This window comes from Stenotrophomonas maltophilia, from assembly GCF_003970865.1.
GTDB classification, from domain to species: Bacteria; Pseudomonadota; Gammaproteobacteria; order Xanthomonadales; family Xanthomonadaceae; genus Stenotrophomonas; species Stenotrophomonas maltophilia_AR.
This window is the reverse complement of sequence record NZ_RXLZ01000059.1, coordinates 14,996-30,564: the sequence shown is the minus strand read 5'-3', so window position 1 is coordinate 30,564 and position 15,569 is coordinate 14,996. Positions and strand designations below refer to the sequence as shown.

General features: G+C 66.9%; 14 protein-coding genes. 12 read left to right on the top strand and 2 right to left on the bottom strand.

Annotation, left to right across the window (positions count from 1 at the left end):
* Positions 1-395: 395 nt before the first annotated feature.
* Positions 396-2,459 (bottom strand): 3-hydroxyacyl-CoA dehydrogenase NAD-binding domain-containing protein, encoded by a 2,064-nt coding sequence (locus EKL94_RS17435; RefSeq protein ID WP_126930040.1) that lies wholly within the window; start codon positions 2,457-2,459, stop codon positions 396-398.
* A 235-nt stretch (positions 2,460-2,694) separates the two neighbouring features.
* Here EKL94_RS17435 and rpoE point away from each other — a divergent pair, with 235 nt between their 5' ends.
* From rpoE to recO, 9 genes are all read left to right on the top strand, one after another.
* Positions 2,695-3,315 (top strand): RNA polymerase sigma factor RpoE, encoded by a 621-nt coding sequence (rpoE, locus tag EKL94_RS17430; protein WP_010482816.1) that lies wholly within the window; start codon positions 2,695-2,697, stop codon positions 3,313-3,315.
* On the top strand, positions 3,312-4,193 hold the full coding sequence (locus EKL94_RS17425) for a sigma-E factor negative regulatory protein (protein ID WP_126930039.1): 882 nt from the start codon (positions 3,312-3,314) through the stop codon (positions 4,191-4,193). The genes rpoE and EKL94_RS17425 overlap by 4 nt, the downstream gene beginning before the upstream one ends.
* Before the next feature lie 74 nt (positions 4,194-4,267).
* Complete coding sequence (locus tag EKL94_RS17420; RefSeq protein ID WP_126930038.1) at positions 4,268-5,803, top strand: DegQ family serine endoprotease; 1,536 nt, start codon at positions 4,268-4,270, stop codon at positions 5,801-5,803.
* A 180-nt stretch (positions 5,804-5,983) separates the two neighbouring features.
* Positions 5,984-7,777 (top strand): translation elongation factor 4, encoded by a 1,794-nt coding sequence (lepA, locus tag EKL94_RS17415; protein WP_032129849.1) that lies wholly within the window; start codon positions 5,984-5,986, stop codon positions 7,775-7,777.
* Between the two features lie 54 nt (positions 7,778-7,831).
* On the top strand, positions 7,832-8,626 hold the full coding sequence (lepB, locus tag EKL94_RS17410) for a signal peptidase I (protein WP_032129848.1): 795 nt from the start codon (positions 7,832-7,834) through the stop codon (positions 8,624-8,626).
* A 52-nt stretch (positions 8,627-8,678) separates the two neighbouring features.
* Complete coding sequence (locus tag EKL94_RS17405) at positions 8,679-9,062, top strand: DUF4845 domain-containing protein (protein ID WP_010482821.1); 384 nt, start codon at positions 8,679-8,681, stop codon at positions 9,060-9,062.
* Positions 9,052-9,732 (top strand): ribonuclease III, encoded by a 681-nt coding sequence (gene rnc / locus EKL94_RS17400; RefSeq protein WP_019662167.1) that lies wholly within the window; start codon positions 9,052-9,054, stop codon positions 9,730-9,732. Before EKL94_RS17405 ends, rnc begins: the two co-directional genes overlap by 11 nt.
* Complete coding sequence (gene era, locus EKL94_RS17395; protein ID WP_010482823.1) at positions 9,729-10,625, top strand: GTPase Era; 897 nt, start codon at positions 9,729-9,731, stop codon at positions 10,623-10,625. The genes rnc and era overlap by 4 nt, the downstream gene beginning before the upstream one ends.
* 18 nt (positions 10,626-10,643) lie before the next feature.
* Positions 10,644-11,363: a DNA repair protein RecO gene (recO, locus tag EKL94_RS17390; RefSeq protein WP_126930037.1), complete on the top strand. Its 720-nt coding sequence runs from the start codon at positions 10,644-10,646 to the stop codon at positions 11,361-11,363.
* Positions 11,364-11,931: 568 nt separating this feature from the next.
* Here recO and EKL94_RS17375 read toward each other — a convergent pair.
* A complete protein-coding gene (locus tag EKL94_RS17375; protein ID WP_126930035.1) occupies positions 11,932-12,660 on the bottom strand; it encodes a response regulator in 729 nt (242 codons plus the stop codon).
* A 127-nt stretch (positions 12,661-12,787) separates the two neighbouring features.
* Here EKL94_RS17375 and rlmD point away from each other — a divergent pair, with 127 nt between their 5' ends.
* From rlmD to EKL94_RS17360, 3 genes are all read left to right on the top strand, one after another.
* Entirely contained in the window at positions 12,788-14,122 is a 1,335-nt protein-coding gene (rlmD, locus tag EKL94_RS17370; protein ID WP_126930034.1) for a 23S rRNA (uracil(1939)-C(5))-methyltransferase RlmD, read from the top strand.
* A gap of 33 nt (positions 14,123-14,155) precedes the next feature.
* Positions 14,156-14,641, top strand: a complete 486-nt coding sequence (locus tag EKL94_RS17365) for a CYTH domain-containing protein (protein WP_049421258.1) — start codon at positions 14,156-14,158, stop codon at positions 14,639-14,641.
* A gap of 114 nt (positions 14,642-14,755) precedes the next feature.
* Complete coding sequence (locus EKL94_RS17360) at positions 14,756-15,451, top strand: DsbA family oxidoreductase (RefSeq protein ID WP_126930033.1); 696 nt, start codon at positions 14,756-14,758, stop codon at positions 15,449-15,451.
* Positions 15,452-15,569 lie beyond the last annotated feature (118 nt).

The following is a 15,569-nucleotide window of genomic DNA, read 5'->3' as shown; positions in this document are numbered from 1 at the left end:
AGGGGGGGTTACTCGGGGGGCGGGGAGCTTGTATAAAGGAAAAAAAAAAAAAAAAAAATCCAAACCCAAATACAGCCCGGGTCGCTTTGCCCCCGGTGGCGACAAAGGTAGCCACCCCCGTGTTCGTAATGATCCGTGCCGACCAAGGTCGATACCTACCGGAAGCGGAGTTCACCCACCGTCACCGGGAAACTGTCAGGGGTGGGGCGGTGTCGGGTTGCGGGGTGTCCGCGGCATGGATGCCGCGGCCAAGCCCCCAAGGACGGGTTTACGGCGTCCCCGCAACCCGACACCGCCCTGCCCAACAAACAGAAAAGCCAGAGCCGCTTTGGCTCTGGCTTCTGCTGTGGAACTTGACGTTGCCTCTGCGGGTGCCGGGCCGCAGGCCCGGCCGATCAAACCACTGGTTCGCGCAGTGCGGGGTTGTCCCAGCCCGGGCGCGGTGCGAAACGGTCGCCGTGACGCTGCTGCAGCGCCTTCAACCGCTCGACGATCGCATCGGCACCCACCGCACGGATGTGCTGGATCGGACCACCGCGGAACGGGGCGAAACCGGTACCGAAGATGACACCGGCATCCAGCAGGTCCGCATCGGCCACCACGCCTTCGTGCAGGCAGGCCACTGCCTCGTTCAGCAGCGGCAGGATCAGGCGGTCTTCCAGGTCGGCCGGCGCCTGGTAGTCGCGGGCAACATCGGGCTTCTTCGCGCGTCCGTTCTCCCAGGTGTAGATGCCCTGGCCATCCTTCTTGCCACGCTTGTCCGGTTCCACCGTCTGCAGCGCGGCGGGAATCTGCAGGCCCAGGAACGGCGCCAGTTCGCGGCCCACGCCTGCGGCCACGTCCAGGCCCACGGTGTCGATCAGTTCGATCGGGCCCATCGGCATGCCGAATTTCACTGCGGCCTTGTCGATCACCGGGCCCGGGATGCCTTCGGCATACGCGGTGGCGGCTTCCAGCATGTACGGGAACAGCACGCGGTTGACCAGGAAGCCCGGGCTGCCGGCCACCGGCACCGGGAACTTGCCCAGCGTCTTGCAGAACGCGGCCAGGCGGCGCTCGGTCTCCGGCGCCATGCCGTCGTGATGGATGATTTCCACCAGCGGCATCTGCGCAACCGGGTTGAAGTAGTGCAGGCCGGCGAACTGTGCCGGGCGCTGGATGTGGTCGCGCAGTTCCACCAGCGGAATCGACGAGGTGTTGGTGGTCAGCAGCGCGTCCAGCTTCATCTTCGGTTCCAGCGTCTGGTACAGCGCACGCTTGGCTTCCGGGTTCTCGATGATCGCTTCGATCACCAGGTCGGCCTGGGCCACGCCGTTGCCTTCCAGGTCGGCACGCAGGCGCGCGGCCACGGCAGGGCGCTTGCTCTCGTCACGCACCTTCTTGGCGAACAGCGCCTGCGCGCGTTCCATGGCCGGGTCGATGAAGCGCTGCTCACGGTCCTGCAGGGTCACTTCGAAGCCCTTGTAGGCGGCCCACGCGGCGATGTCGCCGCCCATCACGCCGGCACCGACCACGTGCACGTGGCGGATGCCGGAATCACCACCACCGAGGCCCTTCAGGCGTTCGGTCAGGAAGAAGATGCGGATCAGGTTGCGCGCGGTCGGGGTGCTGGCCAGCTTCACCACGGCGCGGCGTTCGGCATCCAGGCGTGCCTGGATCGGCTTGCCGCCACTGCGCTGCCAGGTGCTGATCAGCGCGTAGGGCGCCGGGTACTGGTCCTTCTTGGCCTTGCGTGCGACCTGCTTGACCATCTGTGGTGCCAGCAGCGTGCGTGCCAGCCAGGTGTTGGTGGCCCAGGCCGTCGCGCGCTGCTTGAACGGGCGGGTGGTGCCGGACAGCGCCAGCGCCACGGCGGTGTCGAGCACCACCGCCGGTGCCACCACCTTGTCGACCAGCCCGATGCCACGCGCGGCCGAGGCCGACAGGGTGCGGCCGGTCAGCATCATGTCCATCGCCGCTGGTGCGCCGACCAGCTGCGGCAGGCGCGCGCTGCCGCCCCAGCCCGGGAAGATGCCCAGCTGGGTTTCCGGCAGGCCGATGCGGGTGCTGCTGTCATTGGAGGCCACGCGGTAGCGGCAGGCCAGCGCCAGCTCGGTGCCGCCGCCCAGGCAGTGGCCATGGATGGCCGCCACGGTCGGGCAGGGCAGCTCGGCCAGCTTCTGGTAAGTAGCCTGGCCGCGACGGATGGCGTCGTTGACGGTGCCGCGGCGGTCGAACTCCTGGAACTCCTTCAGGTCCGCACCGGCAATGAAGCCGGCCTTCTTCAGCGACTGGATCACCACGCCCTTGGGCGGGTCCAGCGCAATGCGCTCGAGCAGGTCGCCCAGTTCCAGCAGCACGTCCTGCGACATGGCGTTGACGCTGCTGTCCTGACGATCGAGGGAGAGAACCACCACGCCGTCGTCGCGGATCTCGGGGTGCCAGTGGCTGAAGCGGAGACCATCGAAGCCTGAGAGCATGGACGTTCCATCCGGTTGTGTATGGAGAAGCGGCTATGATCCAGAGGTTGTTTCCCCCGCGTCAAATCCCAATAGCAGGGGTGTGGCGACCCCGGATCCATGGCCGTGGACCGGGACGCTAACGGAACGGTGGTTAAAAGCTGGTGCGGCGCCAGGTGATCGGCGACTGAACTTTTCCCGGGATTGGCAGTCTCATTGCCCGACGTCGGTTGGGCTGACAGGAGTGCGGCCCCTCATGGCCGATGTTGATACACCTCAGGAGCTGGATCTGGAACTGGTCCGGCGCGTGCAGCACGGCGAGAGCGCCGCGTTCGATGTCCTGGTGCGCAAGTACCAGCATCGCGTGGTGGCCCTGGTCGGTCGCTACATCGCCGACTGGAGCGAATGTCAGGACGTCGCCCAGGACACTTTCATCCGTGCCTACCGCGCGATCGGAAGTTTCCGTGGCGATGCCCAGTTCTCAACCTGGTTGCATCGAATCGCCGTGAATACCGCCAAAAACTACCTGGCTTCACACAATCGCCGACCGCCGACCGATGACATCGACATCGGTGATGCCGAACAGTTCGACAGCGGGACGCGCCTGCGCGACACCGACACGCCCGAGCGCGAGTTGATGCGCCAGGAACTGGAACAGACGGTGATGAAGGCCGTCAACGCGCTGCCGGAAGAGCTCCGGTTGGCGATCACCCTGCGCGAGGTGGAAGGCCTGAGTTACGAGGATATCGCGCAGAAAATGGGGTGCCCGATCGGCACCGTGCGTTCACGGATCTTCCGGGCGCGCGAGGCGATCGACACCGAACTCCGGCCGCTGTTGGACATCGGCAGCGCCACCCGTGAGAAGAGCCGCGTATGACCAGTAATCCGATCAACGAATCGCAGAACCACCAATCGCCCGCCGGGCAGCGCCTGGACCAGCGCCATCGCGAACAGCTGTCGGCCCTGGTCGATGGCGAGCTGGGCGCCGACGAAGCGCGCTTCCTGCTGCGCCGGATGGAGCACGACCCCGAGCTGGCCGGCTGCCAGGAACGCTGGCAGCTGTTGGGCGACGTGATGCGCGGACAGGCCTCGGTGCTGGCGCCGGCCGGCTTCAGCGCCGCCGTGGCTGCTGCCATCGCCGCCGAGCCGGCGCAGCAGGCCGAGCCGCGCCGCCAGGTGCGCCGCAGTGGTTGGCGGGCCTGGGGCGGTGGCGCCGCACTGGCCGCTTCGGTGGCGGCGGTGGCCCTGTTCATGGGCGGTGAGAAGCTGAAGGAAGCCACTCCGGGCGAGCCGTTGGCTCCGCAGGTGATCGCCAGCCAGGCCGAACTTGCGCCGGCGCCGACGACGCCGGCTCCGGTAACCGAAGCCTCGGTGGATACCGCCGCAATGGCCGTGGCCGGTGTACCGGCAGTGGCCATGGCCGCGGCCGGCCGACGCCAGGACACCCGTCGCGCCAGCGCTACCCGCAGCCAGCAGGCCGCGCGTGCCGCCCAGCGTGAGGACATGCCGCAACGCGCTGTGGCCGCCGCACAGGCGCCGTTGACCCCGACCGTGCCGGCCAATGCCAGCCGCAACATGCCGTTCGGTGAGGTCGGGAGCCTGCAGGCGCGACCGTGGCCGCGCTCCAGCCTGGCGCCCGCTGCCGGCGGCGCGCTCAATGCGAGCTTCCCGGCCCATGCCGGGGGCGCCGCGTTCTACCCGTTCGAGCCGCGCCTGCAGGACGACCTGCAGGCGCCGCCGCGCCCGCGCGACTGAGCCGGGCGCTTTCACGCCCCGCCGTCGGCGGGGGCCGTATTCCTCTTTCCATCCGATCCGGAGGTTGCCGTCCGATGACTCCCCGACTCCGCACGCAGGCCATGGGCCTGCTGGCCCTGACCCTGCCGTTGATGGCCTGCGCGCAGGCCCCGGCTCCGGCCGCCCAGACCCAGGCCGCGCCTGCCGCCGCGCCGCGGGCGCCGGCCCAGCCGCTGGTCACGGGCCTGCCTGACTTCACCAATCTGGTCGAACAGGTCGGGCCTGGCGTGGTCAATGTCGACACCACCATCGTCCGCAACAACCGCCAGGCCTCGCGGGGCCCGATGGGTGGCGACGATGACATGCCGGAGTTCTTCCGCCGCTTCTTCGGCCCGGATTTCCCGATGCCGGGGCAGGGCCCCGGCGGCCCGGACGGTGGCCCCAGCATCAAGGGCCGCGGCATGGGCTCGGGCTTCATCATCTCGCCTGATGGCTATGTGCTGACCAACTACCACGTGGTGGCCGATGCCAGCGAGGTGAAGGTCAAACTGGGTGACCGCCGTGAGTTCACCGCGAAAGTGGTGGGCAGCGACCAGCAGTACGACGTCGCACTGCTGAAGATCGACGGCAAGAACCTGCCGACCGTGCGCGTTGGCGACTCCAACTCCCTCAAGCCGGGTCAGTGGGTGGTCGCGATCGGCTCGCCGTTCGGCCTCGACCACTCGGTCACTGCCGGCGTGGTCAGCGCCCTCGGCCGCAGCACCGGCGGTCCGGACCAGCGCTATGTGCCCTTCATCCAGACCGACGTGGCGATCAATCAGGGCAACTCCGGCGGCCCGCTGCTGAATACCCGTGGCGAAGTGGTCGGCATCAACTCGCAGATCTTCTCCGCCTCGGGCGGCTACATGGGCATCAGCTTCGCGATCCCGATCGACCTGGCGATGAGTGCGGTCGAGCAGATCAAGAAGACCGGCAAGGTCACCCGTGGCCAGCTCGGCGCGGTGGTGCAGGAAATCGACGGCCTGAAGGCGCAGGCGATGGGCCTGCCGGACAGCCGCGGCGCCCTGGTCAACCAGATCGTGCCGGACTCGGCTGCAGCCCGGGCCGGGGTGAAGATCGGCGATGTGATCCGTTCGGTGAATGGCGCGCCGGTCAACAGCTGGTCCGACCTGCCGCCGCTGATCGGCGCGATGGCACCGGGCAGCCGGGTCACCCTGGGTGTGATCCGCGACGGCAAGCCGCGTGACCTCAGCGCCACCCTCACCGCACTGACCGAAGACGGGCAGGCCGGTTCGCGTGGCCCGGCCAGCGGCGACAGCGATGCGGCTCCGCAGGCCGGCGCCAATGCCCTGCTGGGGCTGGATGTCAGCGATCTGACCGCGCCGCAGCGCAAGCAGCTGGGCCTGGAATCGGGCGAAGGCGTGCGCATCACCGGGGTCAAGGGCCAGGGCGCGCGTGATGCGGGCCTGTCTCCGGGCATGGTGATCCTGCAGGTGGCCAGCACCCAGGTCGGCAGCGTGGACGCGCTGAACCGTGCGCTGTCCAGCTACAAGAAGGGCGACGTGGTGATGCTGCTGGTGCGCACCGGCAGCGGAAACAGCGCGTTCGTAGCGGTCAAGGCCGGCCAGTAGAGCCTGCCGGGGCCGCTTCGGCGGCCCCTGTTTCTCCCCCGAAGCCCCGCCCCGGCGGGGCTTCGGCCGTTCCGGGCCCGGTCCGATGAGGCCGTTTTCGCGGGCGGGCGCCGGGCATGCGATAATCGACCGTTACCCTGACGACGCCGCGCGCCGCCGCCACCTATGTCTTCTGATTCGATGCGGAACATCCGCAACTTCTCCATCATCGCCCATGTCGACCACGGCAAGTCCACGCTGGCCGACCGCATCATCCAGCTCTGTGGTGGCCTGCAGGCCCGCGAGATGGAAGCGCAGGTGCTCGACTCCAACCCGATCGAGCGCGAGCGTGGCATCACGATCAAGGCGCAGTCGGTGTCGCTACCGTACCTCGCCAAGGACGGGCAGACCTACCATCTGAACTTCATCGACACCCCCGGCCACGTCGACTTCTCCTATGAAGTCAGCCGCTCGCTGGCCGCCTGCGAAGGCGCGCTGCTGGTGGTCGATGCGGCCCAAGGCGTGGAAGCGCAGTCGGTGGCCAACTGCTACACCGCCGTGGAGCAGGGCCTGGAAGTGGTGCCGGTGATCAACAAGATCGACCTGCCCACCGCCGACATCGAGCGCGCCAAGGCCGAGATCGAGGCCGTGATCGGTATCGACGCCTCCGACGCCGTGCCGGTCAGTGCCAAGACCGGCCTGAACGTGCAGGACGTGCTGGAAGCGATCGTGCATCGCATCCCGCCGCCGAAGCCGCGCGACACCGACAAGCTGCAGGCGCTGATCATCGACTCCTGGTTCGACAACTACCTGGGCGTGGTCTCGCTGGTGCGCGTGATGCAGGGCGAGATCAAGGCCGGTGACAAGCTGCAGGTGATGTCCACCGGCCGCAACCACCAGGTCGACAACGTCGGCGTGTTCACCCCGAAGCGCAAGGTGCTGCCGGCGCTGCGTGCAGGTGAAGTGGGCTGGGTCACCGCCAGCATCAAGGACGTGCACGGTGCGCCGGTCGGCGACACCCTGACCCTGGCCGGCGACCCGGCACCGAAGCCGCTGCCGGGCTTCCAGGAAATGCAGCCGCGCGTGTTCGCCGGCCTGTTCCCGGTCGATGCCGAGGACTACCCGGACCTGCGCGAAGCGCTGGACAAGCTGCGCCTGAACGATGCCGCGCTGCGTTTCGAGCCGGAAAGCTCCGAGGCGATGGGCTTCGGCTTCCGCTGCGGCTTCCTCGGCATGCTGCACATGGAAATCGTGCAGGAGCGCCTGGAGCGCGAATACAACCTGGACCTGATCAGCACCGCGCCGACGGTGGTGTATGAAGTCCTGAAGACCGATGGCTCGATCATCAACATGGACAACCCGGCCAAGCTGCCGCCGGTGAACCAGGTCGAGGAGATCCGCGAGCCGATCATCCGTGCCAACGTGCTCACCCCCGAGGAGTACATCGGCAACATCATCAAGCTGTGCGAAGAAAAGCGCGGCAGCCAGATCGGCATCAACTACCTGGGCAGCCAGGTGCAGATCAGCTATGAGCTGCCGATGGCCGAAGTGGTGCTGGACTTCTTCGACAAGCTGAAGTCGGTCAGCCGTGGCTATGCCTCGCTGGACTATCACTTCGTGCGCTTCGACGCAGGTCCGTTCGTGCGCGTGGACGTGCTGATCAACGGTGACAAGGTCGACGCACTGTCGCTGATCGTGCACCGCAGCCATGCCGACCGTCGCGGCCGCGAGCTGTGCGAAAAGATGAAGGACCTGATCCCGCGCCAGATGTTCGACGTGGCCATCCAGGCCGCCGTCGGCTCGCAGATCATCGCCCGTACCACGGTCAAGGCCATGCGCAAGAACGTGCTGGCCAAGTGCTATGGTGGCGACGTTTCGCGCAAGAAGAAGCTTCTGGAAAAGCAGAAGGAAGGCAAGAAGCGCATGAAGCAGGTCGGTCGCGTGGAGATCCCGCAGGAAGCGTTCCTGGCCGTGCTGCAGATGGACAACAAGTAAGCCCGCACCGGCCCTGCGGGGCCGGTCGTCTGGTGACGTTGCAAAGGACCCTGAATGAAACTGTTTGAGATCCTCCTGGTCGTGCTGACCCTGGCCTCGGGCCTGATCCTGCTCGCGGACAAGCTGTACCTTGCCAAGCGGCGCGCCCAGCGCGCGGGCCTGCTCGATTCCGAGCCGGTGCTGGTGGACTACTCGCGTGCGTTCTTCCCGGTGCTGGCGATCGTGCTGATCGTGCGCAGCTTCATCGCCGAGCCGTACAAGATCCCGTCCAGCTCGATGATGCCGAACCTGCTGATCGGCGATTTCATCCTGGTCAACAAGTTCTCCTACGGCCTGCGCCTGCCGATCAGCAACACCAAGTTCGTGCCGGTTGGCGAGCCCTCGCGTGGTGACGTGGTGGTGTTCCACTTCCCCGGCCATGGCGAGAACGATCCGGCCAAGGGCGAGAACTTCATCAAGCGCGTGATCGGCGTGCCGGGTGACACCGTGGTCTTCGAAGGCGACGGCGTGATCCTCAACGGCGAGCCGCTGAAGTACGACAACAAGGGCATCTACGCCGGCCACAAGGGCCAGGGCGAGGGTGCCAACCTGCTGGTCGAGCACCTGCCGGGCCGCACCCACACGGTGCTGGAGACCGACTATCCGCGTGGCCAGGGCCAGTGGACCGTGCCGGCCGGCAAGTACCTGGTGATGGGCGACAACCGTGACAACAGCGACGATGGCCGTTTCTGGGGCCTGCTGCCGGAAGAGAACCTGCGCGGCAAGGCATTCCTGATCTGGCTGAACTGCCAGGGCTGGTTCTGCAAGGACGGCTTCGAACCGTCGCGGATCGGCTCGAGCATCAACTGAGCAGGCATCAACTGAGTATTTTCACATCCGACGCGTATCTGGGGAGAACGCAATGAAGACGATGAACACGCAGCGTGGCATGACCCTGACCTCGTTCCTGACGGTCCTGATCGTGGTTGGCTTCTTCCTCTACATCGGCATGAAGCTGTTCCCGATGTACCAGGAGTACTACGCGGTGCGCTCGGCGATGAAGAGCCTGGCCAACGAGCCGGGCGTGGGCAGCATGGAGCCGGCGCGCATCCAGGACCTGTTCTTCAAGCGCCTGTACATCAACTACTCGGACAACGTGAAGCCGGCCAACGTGAAGTTCGACCGTCGCGACAATGGCTGGACCCTCAAGGTCAACTACGAAGTGCGCCGTCAGCTGATCGGCAATCTCGATGTGGTTGGCAAATTCGATTCTTCCCAGGACCTGACACGAAGCGGTGCCCAGTAAATTCATCCAACGTGGCGACCTGATCGGTCATGCCTTCAGCGACCCGGCCCTGCTCAAGCAGGCGCTGACGCATCGCAGTGCCGGTGCGCCGCACAACGAGCGCCTGGAGTTCCTCGGCGACAGCATCGTCAACATGATGGCGGCCGAAGCGTTGTACCGACGCTGGCCCAAGGCCGACGAAGGCGCGATGACCCGTGCCCGTGCCGAGCTGGTACGTGAAGGCGCGCTGGCGGTGATCGGGCGCAGCCTGGAACTGGGCGAGCGGCTGACCCTGGGCCCGGGCGAAATGAAGTCCGGCGGTCATCGCCGCGACTCGATCCTGGCCGACGCGGTGGAAGCCGTGGTGGCCGCGATCTACCTGGATGCCGGCTTCGAGGCCTGCCGGGCGGTGGTACTGCCCTGGTTCAGCGCTTCGATCGAGGCACTGCCGGCCTCCGGCCGGCCCGAGAAGGACCCCAAGACCCGCCTGCAGGAATGGCTGCAGGCCCGACAGAAGGCGTTGCCGCAGTATGAACTGGTGTCAGAATCCGGTGACGACCACGCCAAGCACTTCCGGGTACGCTGCAACGTAGCCGACCCGGCCGCCAGCACCGAGGGCGAAGGCGCCTCGCGGCGGCTTGCCGAACAACAGGCGGCTGCGGCCGTCCTAGAACAACTGGATTCCAAGTGAGCGAACAAACTTCCCATCATTGCGGCAGCGTGGCCGTCATCGGCCGCCCGAACGTGGGCAAATCGACCCTGACCAATGCCCTGGTCGGCGCCAAGGTCAGCATCGTTTCCAACCGCCCGCAGACCACGCGCCATCGCCTGCTGGGCATCGCCACCTATCCGGAAGGCCAGCTGGTGCTGGTCGACACCCCCGGCCTGCACAAGGTGCAGAAGCGGGCGATGAACCGGGTGATGAACCGCGCTGCGCGCGGCTCGCTGGAAGGCGTCGACGCCGGCCTGCTGGTGATCGAAGCCGGTCGCTGGGACGAAGAAGACAGCCTGGCCTTCAATGTCCTGCGCGACGCCGGTATCCCGGTGGTGCTGGTGGTCAACAAGATCGACCGGCTGAAGGACAAGGGCGCGCTGCTGCCGTTCCTGCAGGAAGTCACGGCCGGCCGCGATTTCTCGTCCGTGCATCCGATCTCGGCGCAGAAGCGCAACGGCCTGGAAGCACTGGTACGCGACGTATTGGCGCTGTTGCCGGAAGCGCCGCCGATGTTCGGCGAGGACGAGATCACCGACCGCAGCCAGCGTTTCCTGGCCGGCGAACTGGTGCGTGAGCAGCTGATGCGCCAGCTCGGCGAAGAACTGCCGTACGCCACCACCGTGGAAATCGAGCGCTTTACCGAAGATGGCAACCTGCTGCGCATCGGTGCGGTGATCTGGGTCGAGCGCGAGGGCCAGAAGGCGATCGTGATCGGCAAGGGCGGCACCCGTCTGAAGGAGATCGGGGCCAAGTCCCGCCTGCAGATGGAACGTCTGTTCGGCGCCAAGGTGTTCCTGGAGACCTGGGTGCGCGTGCGTGAAGGCTGGTCCGACGACGAGGCCGCACTGAAGGCCTTCGGTTACGAGTAAGCCGTTGCGGTCGCTTCGATGATGATCGAGGACGACACCGGCTTCGTGCTGCATGCACGGGCCTACCGCGAGACCAGTCTGCTGGTCGAAGTGCTGAGTGCGCAGCATGGCCGGATCGGCCTGCTCGCGCGTGGCGTATCCACCGCCAAGGGACAGGTGCTGCGCGCTGCTCTGCAGCCGCTGCAGTGGATCCGCTTCAGTGCCCAGCAGCGGGGTGAACTGGCCCAGCTGCGTGGTGCCGAGGCGCTTGATGCGGCGCCACGCCTGGTCGGCCAGGCGATGCTGGCCGGCTTCTACCTGAGTGAACTGACCCTGCGCCTGGCCCCGCGCCAGGACCCGCTGCCTGAGTTGTACCTGGCCTACGGCGAGGCACGTGCGCGGCTGGGCGTGGGCGCCGGCCTGGCCTGGACCCTGCGTCGCTTCGAACGCGAGCTGTTGTCCGCATTGGGCCTGGGTTTCGATCTGGACAGCGCCAGCGACGGCCAACCGATCGACCCGGCCGCGCGCTATGAACTGGACCCGCAGGAAGGCGCGCAGCGCCTGCTGAGCGAGCGCGGTGGGGAACGGCGGGCGGCGGCCACTGGCTCGGCGCTGCTGGCGTTGGCGGCCGACGAAGAGCCCGATGCCGCTGACCTGGCCAGCCTGCGCCTGCCGATGCGGCGGGTGCTGGCCCATCACCTCGGGCCGCGCGGCCTGAAGTCCTGGGAAATGCTCGAGCAGCTCGCGCCTCGCAGGTAGGGGGTGTTCGGCAGGGCTTGCAGCCCTGCACCTGCCGAGGCCAAAGCAACAGCAACAGCAACAGCATGCATTCCGTGGGATGGCGGGGTGGGTCCGGTTGCGGGAGACGCCGTAAACCCGTCCCTGGGGGCTTGGCCGCGGCATCCATGCCGCGGACACTCCCGCAACCGGACCCACCCCGCCTTCGACAGATTCCTGCGAGCTGTCGGAACGGCACTCTGCTCTGGTGGGTGTCGACCTTGGTCGACACAGTAGAGCCACGCCATGCGTGGATGCGTTTCGATTTCAATTCGAAATATTTGATTCTGATTGAGATTCATCCACGCATGGCGTGGATCTACCAGCCGTCACCGGGAATCTGTCGGGGGTGGGGCGGTGTGGGTTGGCAGGACCGTTGGCGCCATGGATGGCGCCATCGAGCCCCCAGGGATGGGTTTACGGCGTGTCCTGCCAACCCACACCGCCCCGCCCAACAAGCAGAAAGCCAGAGCCGCTCTGGCTCTGGCCTTTGACGTTGCCCTGGCTTGAAGCATCTGCAGGTGCAGGGCGCAGCCCTGCCGAAAAACCCTCAATGCAGCAGGGCAGCCACCGCGGCGCGGAACCCATCCTGGGCCTGCCCGGACTCCGGCGCATGATGCAACTGGCGCACCGCCCGTCCCAACCGTGCCGCTCCCACGAAGCCGCAGCTCGCCTGCAGCCGATGCAGCTGGCTGCGCAGCTGGCGCTCGTCGTGCTGGTCCACCGCCTGCTCGACCGCGTCACGCACGCCCGGCAGCTCGGCCAGGAACAGCTCGCGCAGGGCGATCAGGTGGTTGCGCTGGCCATTGAGCGCGGCCAGTGCCGCAGTCTCGTCCCAGTCCTGTACCTGCAGCTCGACCGCAGCCGGCGCCTGGGCCATGACAATCCTGGCCGGACTGTTGACCAGTGCGCGGCGCACCGCCTTCAGCAGCTGGTCGCGGCCGAGGGGTTTGACCAGGGTGTCGCTGAACCCGGCTTCGCGCAGGCGCGCATGGATCGAGGTATCGCCGTCGGCGGTATGCGCCAACGCCGGGGTGTCGGGATGTGAACGGCGCAGTTCGCGCAGCAGCTGCGCTCCATTGCCGTCAGGCAGGTTGACGTCGATCAGCCACAGGTCGTGCGCGCCGGGTTCGGCGCTGGCCAGGGCGCTGGCCAATGAATCTGCGGTGTCCACGTCCGCCGGTAACGTTTCCAACGCCGCCTTGAAAAAACCGCGGCTGATGATGTCGTCCTCGACAAGCAGGAAGCGGGGCCGGCTGGCCCGCGGGGTCATCTGCATCAGGGCTGCCTCCATGTCAGCTGTTGCAATCATCAAGCACGGCGGCGGCGGGCGCAAGCGGGTCCGGACCCTGCCGGTCAGGATCTGCGACAATACGCCCCCATTTTTGCCCGCAGCCTGTTGCCACGTGGCCCGATCCCGCTCCCGCATCGACCGTACCCCGTTCCAGACCGAGATCCTCGACCTCAGCCATGATGGTCGCGGCGTCGCCCGCCGTGAAGGCGAGGGCGGCAAGGTCACCTTCGTCAGCGGCGCGCTGCCGGGTGAGGTGGTCATGGCCGAACAGACCGCCCGCAGCCGCCATTTCGACGAAGCGCGCACGGTGGAAGTGCTGCAGGCCTCGCCGCAGCGCGTGACCCCGAAGTGCCCGCACTTCGGCACCTGCGCCGGCTGCGTGCTGCAGCACCTGGACGAAGACCAGCAGATCGTCGCCAAGCAGCGCGTGCTGATGGACAACCTGGAACGCATCGGCCACGTGAAGCCGGGCAGCGTACTGGCGCCGCTGGTCGGCGAGAGCTGGGGCTACCGTCGCAAGGGCCGCTTCTCGGTGCGCCGGGTCGAGAAGAAGGACAAGACCCTGGTCGGCTTCCGTGAACAGGACCCGCGTTTCGTCGCCGACCTCGGCCAGTGTCTGACCGTGATCCCGGAAATCGGCACCAAGGTCGAGGCGCTGTCTACCTTCATCGAATCGCTCGATGGCAAGCGTGACATCCCGCAGATCGAGTTCATCGCCGGTGACCAGGCCGTGGTCCTGACCGTGCGCCACCTGCAGCCGCTCAGCGACGCCGATCGTGCGGCCTGGGCCGCCTTCGGCCAGCAGCATGGCTTCGTGATCTACCTGCAGTCCGGCGGCGTGGACACCGTGCAGCCGCTGGACGGGCAGGGCGTGCCGCTGTCGTTCCGGCTGGCACCGTGGGATGTGGAGCTGGCGTTCCGCCCGCTGGACTTCATCCAGGTCAATGCCAAGCTCAACGAGAAGATGATCGCCCACGCCCTGGACCTGCTGGAACCGGGTGAGGACGAGCGCGTGCTGGACCTGTTCTGCGGCCTGGGCAACTTCACCCTGCCGCTGGCGCGCCGCGTGCGCGAAGTGGTCGGTGTGGAAGGTGATGCCGGCCTCGTCGCGCGTGCCCGTGAGAATGCCGAGCGCAATGGCCTGGGCAACGCGCAGTTCTTCAGCGCTGACCTGACCCAGGACCAGCGCAGTACCCCGTGGATGCGCCAGGGCTTTGACAAGTTGCTGCTGGACCCGCCGCGCTCGGGCGCGATCGAAGTGCTGCAGCAGCTGCCGCTGAAGCAGTTCAAGCGCATCGTCTACGTCAGCTGCCACCCGGGTTCGCTGGCACGCGATGCCGGCTACCTGGTCAACGAACAGGGCTTCACCCTGGTCAGTGCCGGTGCCATGGACATGTTCCCGCACACCGCACACGTGGAAAGCATCGCGGTGTTCGAGAAGCGCTGATCGGCTGTCATGCCCATCGCGCATAATGGCGCGATGGGCATCGAAATCGAACGCAAATTCCTCGTCAGCAGTGATGGCTGGCGCGCCGCCGCGCACCGGGTGATCCCGATGGCGCAGGGCTACATCAACGACATGGGCGCGCTTGACCGCGGCACCCAGAACGCTTCGGTGCGCGTGCGCATCGAGGGCGATCACGCCGCGCTGAACCTGAAGTCGCGCACCATCGGCCACACCCGCCAGGAATTCGATTACCCGATCCCGGTGGACGATGCGCGCGCACTGCTGGCGTTATGCGTGGGCGGCCTGATCGACAAGCGCCGCCACTTGGTCGAACACGCCGGCCTGACCTGGGAAGTGGACGAGTTCCTCGGCGACAACGCTGGCCTGGTCGTGGCCGAGGTCGAGCTGGACAGTGCTGACCAGGCCATTGACCTGCCGGACTGGGTCGGCGCCGAAGTCACTGATGACGCCCGCTACTACAACGTTGCCCTGGCCAGTCACCCGTATTCAGAGTGGTGAAACCGCCAGAAAGGGGACGGAGGGGATTAAGTCGTCTTTAGCCCACCTGTGCGGGAAGCGACTTAATCCCCTCCGTCCCCTTTTATCGAGCAGGGCGGGCCCCATGTCGTGGGGATGAGAATCGACATCTACTCCGACGTGGTCTGCCCCTGGTGCTGGATCGGCAAGCATCGTTTCCAGCAGGGCGTGCAGTTGCTGGGCGCGGACGCGCCTGAACTCGATATCCACTGGCAGCCGTTCCAGCTGGACCCGGACGCGGACGCCACCCCGGTGCCGCTGCGCGAGGCCTATGTGCGCAAGTTCGGTGGCGTCGAGCGTACCGAACAGATCCTCGGCCAGACCCAGACCACCGCGCGCGCTGAGGGCTTGCCGATGGACTTCAGCCGGGGCCAGGTGCGGGTGACCACGCTGCCGGCGCACCGGGTGTTGTGGCTGGCCGGCGAGCACGGCCAGCAGGATGCGGTCGGCGAAGCATTGTTCCGCGCCCACTTCGAGCACGGCCAGAACCTGGCGGACCCCTCGGTGCTGATCAAGGCCGGCGTGGCTGGCGGCCTCGACGCCGGCGAAATCGCGCAGATGCTGGCCTCCGACCGCGGCCTGGCCGAGGTCGACGCCAAGCTGGCGCAGGCCCATGCATTGGGCGTTTCTTCGGTGCCGACCTTCGTCATCGATGGGAAATGGGCCATTTCCGGGGCGCAGCCGCCGGAGGCGTTCGCCCAGGCCCTGCAGCAGATCGCCGCCGAGCAGGGCGTGCCCACGACCCCGGCTGACGGTGACGAAGCCTGCGGCCCGGACGGCTGCAAGGTCTGACCGGCCCCGAAAAGGGGACGCAGGGAATCAAGGCGTATCCAGCCCGTAGGGCCGAATGCGGCTTAATCCCCTCCGTCCCCTTTTTCTGACCACTGCGCCTGTCGGCCGGTTCTGCGAC

What these genes read in the sequence shown, in the direction of transcription:
- lepB (WP_032129848.1), top strand. Translation starts at nt 7,832, where the DNA reads ATGAAACTGTTTGAGATCCTCCTGGTCGTGCTGACCCTGGCCTCGGGC.
- lepA (WP_032129849.1), top strand. Translation starts at nt 5,984, where the DNA reads ATGCGGAACATCCGCAACTTCTCCATCATCGCCCATGTCGACCACGGC.
- EKL94_RS17420 (WP_126930038.1), top strand. Translation starts at nt 4,268, where the DNA reads ATGACTCCCCGACTCCGCACGCAGGCCATGGGCCTGCTGGCCCTGACC.
- EKL94_RS17425 (WP_126930039.1), top strand. Translation starts at nt 3,312, where the DNA reads ATGACCAGTAATCCGATCAACGAATCGCAGAACCACCAATCGCCCGCC.
- EKL94_RS17375 (WP_126930035.1), bottom strand. Translation starts at nt 12,660, where the DNA reads ATGCAGATGACCCCGCGGGCCAGCCGGCCCCGCTTCCTGCTTGTCGAG.
- EKL94_RS17405 (WP_010482821.1), top strand. Translation starts at nt 8,679, where the DNA reads ATGAAGACGATGAACACGCAGCGTGGCATGACCCTGACCTCGTTCCTG.
- rpoE (WP_010482816.1), top strand. Translation starts at nt 2,695, where the DNA reads ATGGCCGATGTTGATACACCTCAGGAGCTGGATCTGGAACTGGTCCGG.
- EKL94_RS17365 (WP_049421258.1), top strand. Translation starts at nt 14,156, where the DNA reads ATGGGCATCGAAATCGAACGCAAATTCCTCGTCAGCAGTGATGGCTGG.
- EKL94_RS17360 (WP_126930033.1), top strand. Translation starts at nt 14,756, where the DNA reads ATGAGAATCGACATCTACTCCGACGTGGTCTGCCCCTGGTGCTGGATC.
- recO (WP_126930037.1), top strand. Translation starts at nt 10,644, where the DNA reads ATGATGATCGAGGACGACACCGGCTTCGTGCTGCATGCACGGGCCTAC.
- EKL94_RS17435 (WP_126930040.1), bottom strand. Translation starts at nt 2,459, where the DNA reads ATGCTCTCAGGCTTCGATGGTCTCCGCTTCAGCCACTGGCACCCCGAG.